Source organism: Halalkalibacter kiskunsagensis (genome assembly GCF_037027555.1).
GTDB lineage: Bacteria > Bacillota > Bacilli > Bacillales > Bacillaceae_D > Halalkalibacter > Halalkalibacter kiskunsagensis.
Genome location: NZ_JAXBLX010000006.1, coordinates 1 through 17,807, shown reverse-complemented (window position 1 = coordinate 17,807; position 17,807 = coordinate 1). Strand labels below are relative to the sequence as shown.

Sequence of the window (17,807 nt, the reverse complement as noted above, 5' to 3'; positions counted from 1 at the left end):
CCTCCCTGTAGTGGGGGCTGATCCCCCTGCAATTCCTACCGAACCAAAGCAGAACCTGACCCCACTTAATACTGATAAAAGCCGCGGCCTGTTTTTTTGCCGAGCCAGCCTGCTTTGACATATTTGCGAAGGAGTGGGCATGGGCGGTATTTATCATCGCCAAATCCTTTATGCAACGTTTCCATAATGTAGAGGCATGTATCGAGGCCAATGAAATCAGCTAAAGTAAGTGGACCCATTGGGTGGTTCATTCCTAGTTTCATCACTTCATCAACGGCTTCAGGTGTGGCCACTCCTTCGTACACGGTAAAAATCGCCTCGTTAATCATTGGCATTAAAATGCGGTTTGTGACAAAGCCTGGAAAATCATTAACTTCCACTGGAGTTTTGCTAAGCTTACGTGCCAATGCTTCAACCGTTTCATATACCTCATCGCTTGTGGCTAGACCACGAATAATCTCCACAAGTTTCATTACAGGTACAGGATTCATAAAATGCATGCCAATAACTTGCTCTGGCCTCGTTGTTGCTGCGGCAATTTCTGTAATTGGAAGTGACGATGTATTTGTCGCTAAAACGGCAGAGGCAGGGGCAATGGTGTCGAGCTTGGCAAACAGAGACGATTTTACCTCGATGTTTTCAACCGCAGCTTCAATAACCATGTCGACATCTTTTGCCTTTTGCAAATCAACTGAACGTTCAATTCGATTGACAATGATCGCTTTATCGACTGTCGTTATCCGTTCTTTTTCAACCTGACGCGAAAGATTTCTTAATATCGTTTTGAACCCTCGCTCGACCGCTTCTTCGCTTACATCATGAAGAACGACATCTATTCCAGCCATTGCGTGTACTTGCGCAATGCCTGATCCCATTTGCCCTGCCCCAATCACCATGACTTTTTTTATTTTCATAAAAAATCCCTCCCCCATTGCGTTTTCTATCGTCCCTACACCTCAATCAAGACCGCATCGCCCTGGCCACCACCACTACAAATAGCTGCAATCCCTAGACCTCCGCCTACCCGCTTTAATTCATGCGCAAGCGTTAAAATAATGCGAGTGCCACTTGCCCCAATCGGATGACCAAGAGCAACCGCACCACCGTTAACATTGATTTTATTTGGATCAAGGCCAGCAATTTGCTTGCTGGCAAGGGCAACGGCTGCAAATGCTTCATTAATTTCAAACAGGTCAATGTCACATGCGCGTTTTTTTGTTTGTGCAAGAAGCTGATTAATGACAAGGCCCGGTGTCTTCGGAAAATCTTCTGGCTTTGTTGCCATTGAAGCATGAGCGACAATCGTTGCAAGTGGCGTGAGTCCTGCTTTTCCTGCTTTTTCTTCAGACATGAGAACGAGTGCAGCGGCTCCGTCATTGATGCCTGGTGCATTCCCTGCTGTAATCGTGCCATCTTGAGAGAACACTGGCTTTAACTTTGATAGTTGTTCAACCGTTGTACTTTTTCGCGGGGCTTCATCGGTGTCAACAACAAGATCATCGCCTTTTCGTTGCGCGACCTTGACCGCAACGATTTCTTCCGCTAGTTTGCTAGATTTGATCGCATCAAGTGCTTTTTTATGGCTTTCATAGGCCCAGCGGTCTTGTTCTTCTCTTGAAATTCCTAGTTCACGGGCAACATCACTTCCATACGTGCCCATGTGAACACCGCGGAACGAGCACGTTAAGCCATCATGAACCATGCCATCAATCAGCTCGCCATTGCCCATTCGTTGCCCCCATCTTGTACTTGAAAGATAATATGGAGCGTTGCTCATTGATTCCATCCCACCAGCGACAATCACACCTGATTCCTGCAAGCGGATCATTCGATCAGCCATCATAACACTTCTCATTCCAGAAGCACATACTTTATTAATCGTCTCGGTTTTGACAGTCCAGGGCAACCCGGCAAGATAGGCGGCCTGACGAGACGGGAGTTGCCCTTGACCTGCTTGCAACACATTTCCCATAATCACATCATCAACTTGCTCATTTGGAATATTCGCCCGCTTTAATGCATCTTTTATTGCATAGCCTCCAAGCTCACTAGCGTGTAAAGAACGTAATGCTCCCCCATATTTGGCAAACGGTGTTCTCGCACCACTTACAATGACAGTTCTCATCGACTTCTCCCTCCGCTTTCTCACTGAGCGAACGCTCGCTCATTTTATAGTTTTCATAAAACAACTAGCTGATTTGTAGAAAAGAGGCAGTGTATGCGAAGCTACCGAAAAGGGAAAAAGCAGAGGCACTGAAAAAGGTTGCTTTTTCCTTTTTCAGTAGCCTCGCGTACATCCCTTTGTTTGCGATCCGACCATTGCTCTACTATATCAATATGAAAGCCCTTTCTTTTTTATTCTAGTGTACTACTTCGTTTTCCTGCCCGACGAGTGATTTTTCTAGAATTTCAACTAAATCGAGTGTTTGCACTTCTTCTTCGACTTCTTTTGCTTTCGTTCCGTCACTTAACATCGTTAGGCAATATGGACAGCCGCTTCCGATCACAGACGGCTTCACTTCGAGAGCTTGCTCCGTTCGGGCAACATTGACGCGCTGACCTGCATCTTCTTCCATCCACATCATCCCTCCGCCTGCCCCGCAGCACATGCCATCCTGGCGATTCCGTTTCATTTCAACGATTTCAATTCCTGGGATCGCTCGTAAAATTTCGCGAGGGGGCTCATACACTTCATTGTAGCGGCCAAGGTAACAGGAATCATGGTAAACAATTTTTTCGTTCACTTCATAGGTTGGTTTGATTCGTCCGTCTTTGATCAACTGAGCTAACAATTCAGTATGATGGTATACTTCCACATCTTTAAGACCAAATTCAGGATACTCATTTTTAAACGTGTTATACGCATGAGGATCAATCGTCACGATCTTTTTAATGTTGTGCTTTTGAAACAGCTCAATGTTCGCTGCTGCAAGTTCTTGGAATAAAAATTCGTTGCCAAGACGGCGCGGCGTATCTCCTGAGTTCTTTTCCTTGTTTCCGATGATCGCAAACGTAACTCCTATCTCGTTCATCACTTTGGCAAATGACTGTGCGATTTTTTGGCTGCGCTTATCATACGAGCCCATGGAACCAGCAAAAAAGAGAAATTCAAATTCTACCCCCGCTTTCTCCATTTCCTTAACAGTCGGAACATAAATATCGTCTCGCCCCTCGCGCCAGTTCTCACGTTCTTTCCGGCTAATCCCCCACGGGTTGCCTTGGCGTTCAATATTGGTCATCGCACGCTTTGCGTCTGCATCCATTTTCCCTTCCGTTAAAACAAGATAGCGACGCAAATCAATAATTTTATCGACGTGCTCGTTCATAACAGGACATTGATCTTCACAGTTTCGGCACGTCGTACAAGCCCAGATTTCCTCTTCGGTAATGACATCGCCAATTAAACTCACATCATAGCCAGCAGCTACTTCCTGTTTGCTTGCTCCATGTATCGCCAGTTGATTTGCTTTCGTATTTGAAAAAGCAAACTCCGGAAGCCACGCCGATCTTGACGTGACAGCTGCGCCCTTTTCTGTTAAATGGTCACGCATTTTCACAATTAAATCCATCGGCGAAAGCATTTTTCCCGTTCCCGTTGCCGGACACATATTTGTGCAGCGTCCACATTCGACACAGGCATACAAATCAAGCAATTGCTTTTGATTAAAATCCTCGATTTTGTTGACACCAAATACTTCTTGCTCTTCATCTTCAAAATTAATCGATGCTAATTGACCGACCTTATGTGTACGTCCTAAAAAGACATTTGCAGGTCCAGCGAGTAAATGTGCATGCTTGGATTGCGGAACATAAACGAGAAACGATAACAAAAACAATAAATGCATCCACCAAAAAACAAAGAACAATCCTCCTGCAAAGGCTTGCGGCACGAAGTTAAATACTGCGGCAATTCCAGATGCAACAGGCTCAAATCCACTAAGCGATTTATCAAGCCAAATGATTTCCATTCCTTTTGCTAAAAGCTTAGACGTCATCAATCCTCCGATAAAAATTAAAACTAACCCAGCCTTAAAGCCACGTTTTAAACGAACGAGCTTTTCAATATAACGACGGTGAAACGCCCAGACGACAGCGACTAAAATCATGAGTACAACAATTTCCTGGAAAAAAGTGAAGAATGGGTACACAGGTCCAAGCGGCAAATGGGCCCCCGTCGCTAACCCTTTCCAAATTAAATCGATAGCCCCAAGTTGAACAAGCAAAAAACCATAAAAGAACATGAGATGAATCGTTCCACTTTTCTTATCTTTCATCAGTTTCTTTTGGGCAAAGACATTGGTCCACACTTCGTTTAAGCGCTCTTTCATCGTATGATTAAATTCTGCTTTCTTGCCTAATTTAATATAGGCATACCTCGTTCTAATGAGTGTTACAAACAAGTAAACCGCATAGCCTGTAACAAGTAAGAACAGCAGCCAATTAACCCATGTTAACGCTTCCATAAATGCAATCTCCTTTCATCTGAACACTTTTCTTTTTCATTCTATACACTCAGTCAGTTAATAAAATGATTATAGCATAACTTGAATGAATGATCATTCATTCTTTTTATTTTTATTTGATTCATGATTTGTACATTAAAAGCAAATGCTAAAAACATGACACTTGTAGAAAGAAGGTTATGCTATGAATGGCTGGGTTATGACCATTATCATCGTAATTGCGATTTTTGCATGGTTGCGAATTGATTTTGTCTTAGGGAGGCGACAGCAACGAAATGAAGCCACTCGTCACGTGCAAGAAACGAGGTACAGCGATGTAACCTTTCTCCCTACAGGCGATGAGTTTTTTAAACGTTTGTTTGCTGATATTGAACAAGCGACCGACCATGTACACTTACTCTTTTACATCATAAAAGATGATCACATTAGTGGGAAAATGTTAAAAATATTAGAAGGAAAAGCAAAAGAAGGAGTTACAGTTCGTCTTTTAGTTGATAAATTAGGAAGTCATATTCCGAAAAAGAAGTTGAAGCAATTAAAAAAAGCTGGCGTGAACTTTGCTTATTCTCATCCAGTCTCATTCCCGTACCTCTTTTTTACACTCAACCGACGAAACCATCGCAAATTAGCAATTATGGACGGACGAGTTGGATACATTGGCGGGTACAATGTTGGGGATGAATATTTAGGAAGAGACCCTAAATTTGGTCCTTGGCGTGATTTCCACCTACGACTTGATGGGGACGGTGTTCAAGATCTACAGGGACAATTTTTACAAGATTGGCAAACAGCAAAGCAAAAGTATATGACGAAAGAAGCCCATTATCCACCTTTAAAAAAAGGGGAGACTCCGTTACGAATTCTCCCAACCGATGGGAGTTATTTGGAAGAGACATTTATCGCTTTAATTAGACAAGCAAAAGAAACGATTATCATTGGAACGCCTTACTATATTCCCGGGAAAGCTATTCAAAAAGAATTAATTGCAGCATCGCAACGAGGCGTTGATGTAAAACTGATTATCCCGAAAAAAGGGGATCATCCACTTGTAAAAGAAGCGGCGTTTCCTTATTTTGAGTCACTTTTAAAAGTTGATATTAATGTGTATCAGTATTACAGAGGGTTCTTTCATGCAAAAGCAATGGTGATTGACAAGCAAGTATGTGATATCGGCACAGCCAACTGTGATCAACGAAGCTTCCACATTAATCATGAAATCAACTGTCTCATTTACGACACAGACTTTATCAAGCGCGTTCTAAACGAATTGGAGCACGATATTTCTATTTCAGAACGTCTAACAATAGAAGCTTATCAAAACAGACCTCTATCTCAAAAAGGAAAAGAAAAAGTAGCTAAGTTAGTATCCGGCCTGCTGTAGAGTCAATCCAAAAAGGAGCGACCTTCTCCTTTTTGGATTGACTCGAAGCAATGTGCGGAGCCGGCGTTGGCCCTTTAGCCTGTTGAGTGCCCTTCTCAACTGGCGTACGCCGCGTGGAGCCATTGCAGGTTCAACGCAGAGCCCGTTTTCCTGTTGTTAAAGTAATACTCTCCGTTAGTTAAGTGAAGTACGTCACATATTGTAGTTTATTTATTCTTTAAATGATAACCCTTCTTCTTCTAATAAAGTTCTCATAATAGGTAGGGAAGCTGGTCCAATACCATGAATTTTTAAAATTTCTTTTTCAGTGAACTTTGATAGTTCTTTCAAAGTGTCAATCCCTTCGTGAACTAATGCATTTCTTGCAGGTGAACTGAGTTTCGAAAGGAAGCCACTTTTAGGCTTATTCTCTTTATCACAGGTAGGACAACTAGGACACTCACTACTTTTGTAATACTCATGTCCCTTTTCACAAACCCTTAAGCTTTTTTCTACTGTCAAAATAATCCCTCCAAACAAATTTTGCTGTATGATTCTAATCATACATCCATTGTTACTTCTCTTTTTTTTCCTCCCAAAGCTGTATACGTTCTTCATGACTTACCTCTTTATATACTTGATGCAGCATCCATATATAACCAAATGGGTCCATGAAAATGGCGTTCGATACTCCGTAGTCATGAATCTCAGTCACCGGTTGCACCTCTGTACAACTTAAATCCATCGCCCTTGCATAGGTCTCCTTAATGTCTGGGACAGTAACATTCACCCAGCTAGTTTTAGGGTTGTCAGGAGTTGGTGCGATCAAATGGAATTCTGGGTTTTCATCTAATAAATGAAAGTGAACGTTGTATAGGGTAAAAACTACCTCATTCTCACCACGAGGAAAGTTTGAAACCTCCACTCGTTCGATATCAAATATAGTTTCGTATACTTCTAATGCTTTTAAGCTTTCTTTCACAACCATATCAAATTCTACTCCAACCATAATGAACACACTCCCTTTACTAGTTAATAACTATTCTTTCCCTCACCATTCTCTCCAGTTTATCAATAAAAGTACCAAATTCAATTGTAACAACCCTTTCCAAAAATTATAGTGATGACACGATTCAGCTCTTTAGCACAAGAGACGATGGCTGCCTTGCTTGGTACTCGAGAAATAATACGACTTTAACGAGCTATCTTTTTCATACGAGTTTCCTGAATAAAAGTTTCACCTTAGTGCTATCCTGCTTTGTTCATACACTACCTCTTATATTTGATTGAATCTAAAATTTCGTACGCTGGCGGAACAGCTAAAAAAAGTCTGACCACCTAGTACAGTTAGTCAGACTTTTTTCACTTTTCGCTTTATCCAACTGTCAATGATCGCGTTGCATTGATCCGGTTTTTTTGTCGGCACTTGGTGCGCTACTCCTTCAACAAACACAACGTCTAAATCTTTTATTTCCGGATAAAACATTAATGTATAGCAAGGGGAAACGGTGTCCTGTTTGCCGTAGATTAATAAAACAGGGACTTGTATATCTTTGAGTCGGTCGGTTGAAACATACTGCTTCCCTTGTTCATAAATTTTTTGCAGTGTAGCTGCGTCTCCTTGTTTAATAAAGAACTCCATTTTCTTCCTGTCTTTTTTCGAGCGAAAATGAGCACCTGGCAAGACGAATGAAAACAGGTTGATAAGTTCTTTTTTTGCAGCCCATATGCCGAGATTAAATTCTTTATCGAGTAAATAGGACGATACTTCTGGAAAACCACTAAGAAGAATTACGCCTTTTGTTATTTCTGAATACAGTAGGGCAAATTCTTGAGCTGCCGAACTTCCATTGGAATAACCGCATACGATAACCGAAGTTATGTTTAATTTCTTAATAAGAGCATGAGCCAACTTAGCAAAATCATTGACCGATGTTTGCTGTGCTCGTTTCGCACTTCGACCGCTATCAGTTAAGTCAAGAAAAATAAGTTGATATTCCTTTGCTAGCTTCCGTTGGTACTGAAATGTTTCCATTCCCATAACGGGTGGGTGAAAAAAAAGAATTGGTGTTCCGGTCCCGTGGACTTCGTAATAGAACCGAGCGTCATTTGATTTTAAGTAGGGCAAGTCCTCTGCCTCCTTTCTTGCTTACGAGTGAATGGAAAGGCTTCTTCTATGCTTGAATAAATGGAAGAAGCCACTGATAAACTTTATAGCCTGTATACACTCCAAAGATCCCCATCACCCCAGCAAGTGCAGGTGGCGCTGGAATCGGTAGCTTAATAAGGGCAAAGAAAAAACCAACCACAAGCCCTGCAATAAAGGCGAGAAGAATTTCTTGCATAATCATCCCTTCTTTCTACCTTTACTATGTGTGAAATGCCTTACTTTATTCGATTTAGACGGCTACCAAATAATCTCTGTACGCATTTTTAAAGCGGTGAAGAGCGGCAATGGCTTCGAGGTTGTCTCAAAAGGTCAAAAAGCGACCTTTTGAGACAACCTCTATAAAAAACCAAACAATCAGGACAAGTTGAATGATCCCTTTCGCAAAAGTACTGCTTAAGAAAGCGACCAAAGAGGCTATCGCTACTTTAAATGCGAGCCTCGTATTTTTTCGGCTCACTAATTCCGTTGCAAAGACAAGCAAAAATGGGACGAGAATCAGCCCAAATGGCGGGTAGACAAACGAGCCGACAATGACCCCGACTGCTGCCATTCGTTCGCCCCATTTGGAGCCTCCGTATTTTTTCACAAAGTATTGACTAGCAATCAAATCAGCACATAAAATGAACACGGTTAAAAGCGCTGCTCCAATCCAAAACCAAATGGACAGCACACCACTCTTGATTAAAAACACATAAAGAAGAAATCCTCCCCATAACACGAGAACAGAAGGAATAATTGGGAATATCAATCCGACAAAACTTAACACAAATAAAGCGAGAATTACAATCCAAATGACAATCGTCATAGCAGCCTCTCCTTCAACCTACGTTTATTCGCGATTCCTTCCCTTCAATACATCAGCGAAACCGAAAATATAACAGCGAACGGGTTTTATTTGCAAAAAATCCAGGTTATCAGCGATTTCGCGCCGCATATCAGGAAGCGAAAACGCTTGGATCTCTGCAAATCCAAGCGTTTCGCTATAAAGTTCCCTACATTTTCTCAGGTGCTTCAACGCCAACCAATGCTAGCGCGTTTTTAATCGTTACTTGCGTAGCCTTCATTAAAGCAAGACGTGCACTTGAGGCTGCTTTTTGTTCTGGATCAATGACGCGTTCTGCATTGTAGAAACTGTGCAGCGTTGAAGCTAGGTCATGAACATAATTTGTAATGCGGTGTGGGATTTGCTTCTCTGCCGCTTCGGCGACGGCCGCTGGAAAATCACCAATTGCTTTTAACAGTTCATATGCTTTTTCTGATGCTAAGACAGACAGATCCGTTGACTCATCAAATGTAAGTCCTTGCTCTGTTCCTTGGCGAAGCATGCTGCAGACGCGGGCATGGGCATATTGGACGTAATACACCGGGTTTTCATTTGATTTAGAAACGGCTAAATCCATATCGAAATCAAGTTGTGTATCGGCGCTGCGCATTGCAAAGAAATAACGAGTCGCGTCAATTCCGACTTCTTCCATTAAGTCACGTAACGTGACCGCTTTTCCTGTCCGCTTGCTCATCTTCACTTTTTCGCCGCCTTGGAACAAGCTAACCATTTGAATAATTTCGACATCAAGCTGCTCTGGTGCATAACCAAGCGCTTGGATTGCAGCTTTCATACGCGGGATGTAGCCGTGGTGATCGGCTCCCCAAATGTTAATCAGTTTCTCAAAGCCACGGTTCATCTTATCTTGATGATACGCAATATCAGGAGTTAAATACGTGTAGCTTCCGTCATTTTTGATTAAGACACGATCCTTGTCATCTCCGTAAGTAGTTGAGCGGAACCATGTTGCTCCGTCTTCCTCGTACGTCTCACCTTTTTCGTTTAACAAATTCAGTGTTTCTGTAACTTTTTCCGTTTCATATAGAGAAGTCTCTGAAAACCAGTTATCGAATTCAACGCGGTATTCTTTTAAGTCAAATTTGATTTTCTCTAGTTCTTTTTCTAGGCCATATTGACGTAAGAAATCATGACGCTCTTTTTCTGTTACATGAACATATTTGTCACCGTGTTCATCAGCTAATGCTTGTCCAAAGCCAATAATGTCCTGACCATGATAGCCGTCTTCAGGCATTGGTTTATCAAGACCAAGCGCTTGGAAATAGCGTGCTTCCAATGAAAAAACTAAGTTATTAATCTGATTTCCAGCATCATTAATATAATATTCGCGTTCAACATCATAGCCTGCTTTAACGAGCACGTTACACAACGCGTCACCAACTGCAGCTCCACGGGCATGTCCAAGGTGAAGCGTGCCAGTTGGGTTGGCTGAAACAAACTCGACTTGGATTCGTTTGCCACCACCGACATTTGTTTGTCCATATGTATCTCCTGCTTGCAAAACAGCTGGAACAACGTCACGTAAATAGCTATTATCCATGAAAAAATTTATAAATCCTGGTCCTGCAATTTCTACTTTTTCAATCGACGCACGCTCATGATTTAATTTACTTACTAATTCATCAGCAATGAATCGAGGTGCTTTTTTGGCTACTCGTGCTAGCTGCATCGCCATATTCGTTGCATAGTCGCCATGTGCTTTTTCTTTCGGTGTTTCAAGAATTACTTCTGGAATCTCTTCTGCACTTGCGAGTCCTGCTTCTATTACAGCTGCAACAATTTCATCTTTTAATTGCTGTTTCATTTGTTCTACACTGTTCATTTGGATGTATCCTCCTCTAATGTTAACCGTACTTGGTGTGTTCCAGTATCCTGACCTTGCAGGGAAAATTGATACGTTATTTGAATACGACCGCGACTTTTCCCTAATGGCCATTGGACAAGCAATTTGTCTGTCGTAGCCGTCGTTTCCCAAGACGCTTCTGGCGTGACATAACGACCAATCGTTTTCTTTCCTACTTCAAATCCTTGTCGCATCAAAATCGTTCCTTGGCGAATAAGCATTAATTCACGCCCATCCCACTTCATCGTTGTCTGTACACTTTCGGTCTCAGATAACGACTCTTCAAACCGCAAATAATCTTGAGTTCCTTTATGAAATAATTGTCCTCGAGTTGTAAACTCATACGATTCGCTATGATCGCCATGGTCAATTTTCGTTTGAAAACGCATTTTCACTAATCGTTTTGTCGTCTTATTCATGCCGCTCGCACACCTTTCTATTGTTCAAGTTTAGCGAGTTTACTTGCCAGTTGCAAGATTGAAATGGGGGTAGTCCCCCCTTTACTACAGCAAAATATACTATCAGGGTTTGCCTCCCAAAAAAGAGCAACCCATTTAGGTTGCTCTTTTTCATGGTGTCCATGGTCTTATTTTACTAAATCAGCAACGAACTTTGGCAAGGCAAATGCTGCTTTGTGAAGTTCTTTCGTGTAATACTTCGTTTCAATGTCATGAAAACGACTTTCTTCTACTTCAAGAGGATCATGCTTTTTCGACGCAATTGTAAACGTCCATAGGCCACTTGGATAAGTTGGAATATTGGCTGTGTACAGGCGTGTAATTGGGAAAATTTCTTTTACATCACTGAACACTTTTGTAATTAACTCACTATGGAACCAAGGGTTGTCCGTTTGCGCAACGAAAATCCCGTCCTCTTTTAATGCTTTTTTGATTCCTTCATAGAATCCTTTTTCAAACAATTTCACAGCAGGTCCAACGGGTTCGGTTGAGTCAACCATTATGACGTCATATTCATTTTCTGATTTGGCGATGTGCATAAAGCCATCATCTACTTGAACATCCACACGCGGATCATCAAGTGCTCCAGCAATCGTCGGAAGATACTTTTTCGAATACTCGATGACCTTGCCGTCGATTTCAACAAGAGTCGCTTTTTCAACAGATGGATGCTTTAAAATTTCACGAATAACCCCACCATCGCCTCCTCCAACAACTAAAACGTTCTTCGGATTTGGATGGGTAAATAACGGCACATGAGCAACCATCTCATGATACACAAATTCATCCTTTTCTGTTGTCATAACCATGCCGTCTAATACAAGCATGTTGCCGAATTCTTCTGTTTCGATCATATCAAGCTTTTGAAAATCAGTTTGTTCTGTATGGTGAGTTTGCTTAATTTTTGCTGTAATTCCAAAACGTTCGGTTTGTTTTTCTGTATACCATAATTCCATCTTGTTCACCTCATAATAATTCTACATTTCTACCGTATAGGGTCTTCTACTTTTCCTCGTTCTACTCGTAACAAATGAAAGTATAAAGCAACGGAAAAAAAAAGCAAGAAAAACTTATCCAAACATCTCCAATTTCCATGTTTAAAAAAAGCATTTTCTACCGAAACTTGATAGAAGTAGATCAATGCTGTCATGTTCTAAAATATCAATCTAAGAACGGGGTGACATTATGGAAGTCGTCATTAACCGACGAGTTCGCCGGAGACGGCGCTTAGTCCGTTTGTTTTTTCGATTATTATTACTTTCTCTTGTATTAGCCGCCGGGTCTGCTGTCGCTCTGTTATCCTATACAAAAATGCAGGGACCACCGCCTTTAAATGTGGCACAAACAACTATTTTCTACGGGGTCGATAACTCACCGATTGGGCAGCACCATCAAGGAGAAAACCGCCATTGGGTTAGTTTGTCAGCCATTGATTCCGATGTCATTGATGCAACGATCTCGATTGAAGACAGACGGTTTTACAGGCATCTAGGCTTTGATGTCAATCGAATTGGAGGGGCCGTTGTTGCAAACCTTCGCGCAGGTTCGATGGCTCAAGGGGCGAGTACGCTCACACAGCAATATGCACGAAACCTTTATCTTAGTCATGACAAAACGTGGAAACGAAAATGGAATGAACTCCTTTATGCACTCCGTTTAGAAATGAACTACGACAAAGACCAAATTTTAGAAGGATATTTAAACACGGTCTACTACGGTCATGGTGCATATGGAATTGAAGCAGCTGCGAGGCATTATTTCGGAAAATCTGCAAATAACTTAACACTCGCAGAAGCAAGTATGCTCTCTGGTATTCCTAAAGGACCTAGCTATTATTCTCCTTTATTCGATTTAGAACGGGCAAAACAACGCCAAGCCGTTGTCCTGCAATCAATGGTGACAAATGGTGTTCTTAACCAAGTGGAAGCTGATGAAGCGCACGCAGAGCCGTTAGACTTTGTCTACGATGAACTCGAGAGTCCATCAACGGTTGGCCCTTACTTTCAAGATGCCGTTGAACGCATCCTCGCTGAGGACGTTGGAATTGATCCAGCCTTATTTGAAGCAGGCGGGTTAAAAGTATATACAACGCTTGACCCAAAGATGCAAAAAGAAGCAGAATATTGGGTTGAAAGAGAAATGCCTGATACGAATCTACAAACAGCACTTGTCGCCATGGACCCGCGTACCGGGGATGTAAAAGCACTCGTTGGCGGCAAAGATTATGTCGAGAGCCCTTTTAATCGCGCCATTCAATCGAGAAGACAACCAGGTTCCTCCTTTAAGCCATTCCTTTACTATGCCGCACTTGAAAATGGCTATACACCGGCGTCAACCTTGTTAAGTGAGCCAACAACCTTTCAAGTTGATGATGGACGGGATCGCTGGACGCCTAGTAACTTTAATGACAATTATGCTAATGATTTTATTACTCTTTTGCAAGCAATGGCTTTCTCGGATAACATATACGCTGTAAAAACGCATTTATACCTCGGAACAGACAAAGCCGGGGAATTAGCGCAGCGAGTTGGCGTTGAAAGTCCGTTAGGGACAAGACCTTCGCTTGCTCTAGGAACTTCTAATGTTGGAATTGCTGAACTAGCTAGAGCGTATAGTGCGTTTGCCAATGGAGGAAAGAAAGTCGAACCTCGCTTTATTCGAAAAGTTGTTGATGCGGATGGAGACGTTCTTTACGAATCAGAGCCAGAACTCCTGCAAGTACTCGATCCTAAATTAGCCTATATTACGACTGATTTAATGAAAGGAATGTTTGATCCATACTTAAATGCACATACATCAGTAACTGGACGTTCTGTTGCCCACCTTATTAACCGCCCTGTGGCCGGCAAATCGGGCTCCACTGACTGGGACAGTTGGATGGTTGGCTATACGCCACAGCTTGTTACAAGTGTCTGGGTTGGCTATGATAGCGAGTTGAAACTAAATCATGCAACCGAAGGGCAGCACGCGAAAAATATTTGGGCAAACTTTACGGAGCATGCATTAAAGGATCAGCCTGCTCTTGATTTTCCAAAACCTGAGGGGATCGTTGAAGTAAAAATGAACCCGGCAAATGGCTTGCTTGCAACCGAAGACTGCCCTACACACCGAGTCACCTATTTCGTTGAAGGGACAGAGCCAACACAGGAATGCCCGAAACCTGCTGCAAATGGGGAGGAAGTCGAAGCCATTGATGAAGATTCACATGAGAAAGAACGATTTATAGATCGCTTTTTCAAGTGGTTTGGTCACTAAATCTCTTCTCACTGTCAACTGAAGGTACTCACATAACATAGAGGAAGCCGAAACGACTTACCGTTTCGGCTTTTCCTGTTCTTCATGTTCACACACAACTTGTAATTGCCTTACTTGAACTAAGTCACTTTTTTGTTAACATGATTGTTTTCCCTTTGCCATCTTCTACCTTAACAATGCGAATGAGAAACCATTTGTACATAAGAAAAAGCGCAAGGGGCATTTTCCCCTCACGCTTTTTCGTGTCCTAGTATAAATGTGCTTTTATACTTCTCTTTAGTTTACTCGCTCTTGTCGAAAAGCTCAAGAGTCGCACTCAGTGTTCAAAAATCGTTCATAGTTATTTAATTTTAGGGGTTTACAAATACAAAATCAACAGATCGGACGAACAATGGCACTCAGTTTTAAATCGTTCAAAAAAAGTACAGTTCAAGGCCACTGAAAAAGGTAAAAAGCGACCTCTTTCAGTGGCCTTTATTTTATCTACTTCTCTAATGCCTCGTGTAATGCTTTTTCTGAGTTTTCCCACATTTGTTCATTATGTGTTTTTAAGAACTCCGCTAAAATTTTCTTTGATTTATCATCCATATCATCAACAAGAATATGACCTTTTAGAGATTTATCCATTTTGTTTACATGCTCTGGTAAGCTTTTGTAGCCGCGGCGGATCTCGATATCGACGGTCATCTCACAACCCGCTACTCCTGCATAATAAGGCTTTCCATCCTTATAATTAATCGTTACCCAAACAAGCCAATACAGCTTTCCATTAGGTACCTCTTCTTTATTTTTCAAAAACTTAATTCGCTTCTCAACGGCAGACCGCGCATGCAGGGCCCCCATATCAACAAAGGCTTCCCCTTCTGCTGGGTCTACAAATACAGGTGAGACATTATCTAAATTCATTACTCCGGCACCGTAGCCACCATGGCCATCGGTTGAGTCGTTGCTTAAAATGTTAAAACCCGTCTTTTTCTTTTTGAGGTTATCATTATTTAGTAAATCCATTTGAAACACCCTTTCTATTCTATCCTTTGTTCAAATTCTACACAAAACTACCCCTAAAATGCTAGCCCAAAGAAAGTTCTTCAACAAATTGGACTCGGCTGTTGTGAAAACTGCACGTGCATCTGCTATTTTGAAATTTTCATCTGGTGCTTCTCTAATTTGTCATTTCCTTTTTCATTATAGCTGCTATGTCGTAACGATATCGACTTTTCGACAATATCCCTCTTATTTCTGCCCTAACAAAATAAGCTCACTCTTCAATCGTACGAGTAAGCTTATCCATTACTAGTTTAGCGTTCGAAGTGATTCAAGAAACGTATAAGCTTGCTCGATGTCATCTTCGGTATAATTGGACTTCTTTTTTAACGTAAAAACCTTCTCTTTGACTTCCTCACGAGTAAGTTCTTCAAAATACAAGAGCGTAGAGACCAATTCAAGAAAACGAGAGCTTTGTCCATTTAACCGCTCGACCAGCTCGCTAATCTCTGGCAAATCAAACTGATACAAATCTAGAAATTTTTGACCTTCTTTTGAAAGAGCATAACGATATTGATAATAGTTGCCCTTATCCTCTTTGTGCTCATCGACAAATCCAAGGTTGCATAATTCTTCCATTCGCAAGCTTAACTCTTCTGAATATGGCCCAAACATATGAAATTTAAAACGCTCTGAAAACGGCACGTCCATTTTTTTCGCAATGTAAATAATCTTTTGCAGCTTCTTCCGACCGACAACCTCACCCGCTTGCAAAAAAAGTGCCATCACATTCGCATGATCCTTCAGCAATGCTTGTTCCCCCTTTATCCTACACGTTTAGCAATTCTCGAATCTTCTTTTTCACGTCTTTATGTTCACGCTCGTCTTCTAAGTAATCAAGCGGAAAGTAGAGTTTGTGATCAGTTCGTTTCTTTCCAGATATCGCTTCAACGACATCGGATTCCCGCGACAATTCGCGTATTTTCCCATTTGGCATAACCAAATGAATTGGCAAGCGTTCCTCTTCTTCTCCAGGTCGGTAAAAGTCATACGGAAGATCAGATGATGAATCAACTACTAAATAATAGTCTGGATTCAAATCGGCTTGGCGGAACAAATCTTGCAGGACTGGCCAATCATTCATGCGTAAATTCGGATTAAACTCGACATACTTAAATAATTTTCTATTAACGAATCTTACACAAAGATCTCGCAAAATGCGATCCTCTTCTTCTTGCCAAATTTGAAAATAATAAAGAGTTATCGCCTCATCTAGTCGTAAATAATCGTTCAAGCTCCCTTTTCCATCAAAAAAGGAATAAAAGTGATTTGGCTTATGTTTAAACACATATCCTTGTTCATAAAGTTCTTTGGCACGCATGAAAATTTTACTTAAAATGACTTCCGCACTACGTGTCACCGGGTGAAAATACACTTGCCAATACATTTGATAACGACTCATAATATAATCTTCTACCGCATGCATCCCGCTTTGCTTAATGACGACTTGATCTTCCATCGGGCGCATCACACGCAAAATCCGCTCCATATCAAAATGCCCATAACTAACGCCCGTATAGTACGCATCGCGCTGCAAATAATCCATGCGATCAGCATCAATTTGACTCGAAATAATACTCGTCACCAATTTATTGGAATATGTCTTTTCAATGACATCCGCTACCGCTTGCGGAAAGTCAGGTCCGACGTTTGAAAGGACTTCGTTTACTTGTGTCTCACCTAAAATAATTTGTCTTGTCCACTCTTCGTGATCAGTGTCAAATACCTTTTCGAACGAATGAGAAAAAGGCCCATGACCAACATCATGCAAAAGCGCAGCCGAAAGCGCTAAAAGTCTGTCCCCTTCATTCCAATGCGGACGACCTTCAAACACATCGAGAATTCGTTTTGTAATTTCATACACACCTAACGAATGATTAAAACGTGTGTGTTCCGCACCATGAAACGTCACATACGTTGTTCCTAGCTGGCGTACGCGGCGTAATCTTTGGAACTCTTTCGTACCAATTAACGCCCAAATCAACTCATCACGCACATGAATGTAACGATGTACAGGATCTTTAAACACTTTCTCTTCTTCTAATTGACCGTAATATGGTTTTGTCATATCCGTTCCTCTCGTTTCCCTATTAGTACCTTTATTATAAAGGATCGAAAAACCGTTGTCGCCTCTAGGGAGAAATCTAATGAGATTGAGTTATTTCCAAAAGGTGAAGGGCGACCTTCGGCTTCAATAGGACGATCATTTATTGCAACGGCTTCACTCGCCGCGCGCCTGTTAGGAGAAGAGCACTCCTAAAAGGCTTAAAACAAAGCGGCGGCTCCGCTCGTTGCTTTGAGTTATTTCCAAAAGGTGAAGGGCGACCTTCGGCTTCAATAGGACGATCATTTATTGCAACGGCTTCACTCGCC

Annotated in this window: 16 protein-coding genes; 2 read left to right on the top strand and 14 right to left on the bottom strand. The window is 41.7% G+C overall.

Translation table 11 applies throughout. The features are described 5' to 3' along the window. Positions 1-65 precede the first annotated feature (65 nt). The 3 genes from SLH51_RS04755 to SLH51_RS04745 form a co-directional block, all read right to left on the bottom strand. Positions 66-914, bottom strand: a complete 849-nt coding sequence (locus SLH51_RS04755) for a 3-hydroxybutyryl-CoA dehydrogenase (RefSeq protein WP_335959519.1) — start codon at positions 912-914, stop codon at positions 66-68. 35 nt (positions 915-949) lie between these two features. Then, complete coding sequence (locus SLH51_RS04750; RefSeq protein ID WP_335959517.1) at positions 950-2,125, bottom strand: acetyl-CoA C-acetyltransferase; 1,176 nt, start codon at positions 2,123-2,125, stop codon at positions 950-952. A gap of 235 nt (positions 2,126-2,360) precedes the next feature. Further along, positions 2,361-4,463, bottom strand: coding sequence for a (Fe-S)-binding protein (locus SLH51_RS04745; protein ID WP_335959515.1), 2,103 nt, complete (start codon positions 4,461-4,463; stop codon positions 2,361-2,363). Between the two features lie 184 nt (positions 4,464-4,647). On the opposite strand from SLH51_RS04745, the gene cls reads away from it, so the two are divergent. After that, positions 4,648-5,844, top strand: coding sequence for a cardiolipin synthase (cls, locus tag SLH51_RS04740; protein WP_335959513.1), 1,197 nt, complete (start codon positions 4,648-4,650; stop codon positions 5,842-5,844). A gap of 210 nt (positions 5,845-6,054) precedes the next feature. On the opposite strand, the gene SLH51_RS04735 is transcribed toward cls, so the two are convergent. From SLH51_RS04735 to speE, 8 genes are all read right to left on the bottom strand, one after another. Beyond that, the gene (locus tag SLH51_RS04735; protein ID WP_335959512.1) at positions 6,055-6,345 is read right to left on the bottom strand and encodes an RNA polymerase alpha subunit C-terminal domain-containing protein; all 291 of its coding nucleotides are present in this window, start codon (positions 6,343-6,345) and stop codon (positions 6,055-6,057) included. A 52-nt stretch (positions 6,346-6,397) separates the two neighbouring features. Further along, positions 6,398-6,832: a VOC family protein gene (locus SLH51_RS04730; RefSeq protein WP_335959511.1), complete on the bottom strand. Its 435-nt coding sequence runs from the start codon at positions 6,830-6,832 to the stop codon at positions 6,398-6,400. 342 nt (positions 6,833-7,174) lie between these two features. Next, positions 7,175-7,951, bottom strand: a complete 777-nt coding sequence (locus SLH51_RS04725; protein WP_335959510.1) for an alpha/beta fold hydrolase — start codon at positions 7,949-7,951, stop codon at positions 7,175-7,177. Between the two features lie 46 nt (positions 7,952-7,997). Continuing rightward, positions 7,998-8,168 carry a XapX domain-containing protein gene (locus SLH51_RS04720; protein ID WP_335959508.1) on the bottom strand — a complete coding sequence of 57 codons (171 nt, stop codon included), beginning with the start codon at positions 8,166-8,168 and terminating at the stop codon, positions 7,998-8,000. 126 nt (positions 8,169-8,294) lie between these two features. Beyond that, positions 8,295-8,798: a DUF456 domain-containing protein gene (locus tag SLH51_RS04715; protein WP_335959506.1), complete on the bottom strand. Its 504-nt coding sequence runs from the start codon at positions 8,796-8,798 to the stop codon at positions 8,295-8,297. 187 nt (positions 8,799-8,985) lie between these two features. Then, complete coding sequence (gene argS / locus SLH51_RS04710; RefSeq protein WP_335959505.1) at positions 8,986-10,656, bottom strand: arginine--tRNA ligase; 1,671 nt, start codon at positions 10,654-10,656, stop codon at positions 8,986-8,988. After that, positions 10,653-11,096 carry a YwiB family protein gene (locus SLH51_RS04705; protein ID WP_335959503.1) on the bottom strand — a complete coding sequence of 148 codons (444 nt, stop codon included), beginning with the start codon at positions 11,094-11,096 and terminating at the stop codon, positions 10,653-10,655. Before SLH51_RS04705 ends, argS begins: the two co-directional genes overlap by 4 nt. A gap of 167 nt (positions 11,097-11,263) precedes the next feature. Next, positions 11,264-12,091 carry a spermidine synthase gene (speE, locus tag SLH51_RS04700; RefSeq protein ID WP_335959502.1) on the bottom strand — a complete coding sequence of 276 codons (828 nt, stop codon included), beginning with the start codon at positions 12,089-12,091 and terminating at the stop codon, positions 11,264-11,266. A gap of 229 nt (positions 12,092-12,320) precedes the next feature. Here speE and SLH51_RS04695 point away from each other — a divergent pair, with 229 nt between their 5' ends. After that, positions 12,321-14,390, top strand: coding sequence for a transglycosylase domain-containing protein (locus tag SLH51_RS04695; protein WP_335959500.1), 2,070 nt, complete (start codon positions 12,321-12,323; stop codon positions 14,388-14,390). A gap of 483 nt (positions 14,391-14,873) precedes the next feature. Here the strand turns inward: SLH51_RS04695 and SLH51_RS04690 are convergent, their stop codons facing one another. The 3 genes from SLH51_RS04690 to SLH51_RS04680 all read right to left on the bottom strand — a co-directional run bounded on the left by SLH51_RS04690 (position 14,874) and on the right by SLH51_RS04680 (position 17,502). After that, a complete protein-coding gene (locus SLH51_RS04690; protein WP_335959498.1) occupies positions 14,874-15,398 on the bottom strand; it encodes a YwhD family protein in 525 nt (174 codons plus the stop codon). A 285-nt stretch (positions 15,399-15,683) separates the two neighbouring features. After that, positions 15,684-16,184 (bottom strand): YwgA family protein, encoded by a 501-nt coding sequence (locus SLH51_RS04685; RefSeq protein ID WP_335959497.1) that lies wholly within the window; start codon positions 16,182-16,184, stop codon positions 15,684-15,686. A gap of 19 nt (positions 16,185-16,203) precedes the next feature. Beyond that, complete coding sequence (locus SLH51_RS04680; protein ID WP_335959496.1) at positions 16,204-17,502, bottom strand: HD domain-containing protein; 1,299 nt, start codon at positions 17,500-17,502, stop codon at positions 16,204-16,206. Positions 17,503-17,807 lie beyond the last annotated feature (305 nt).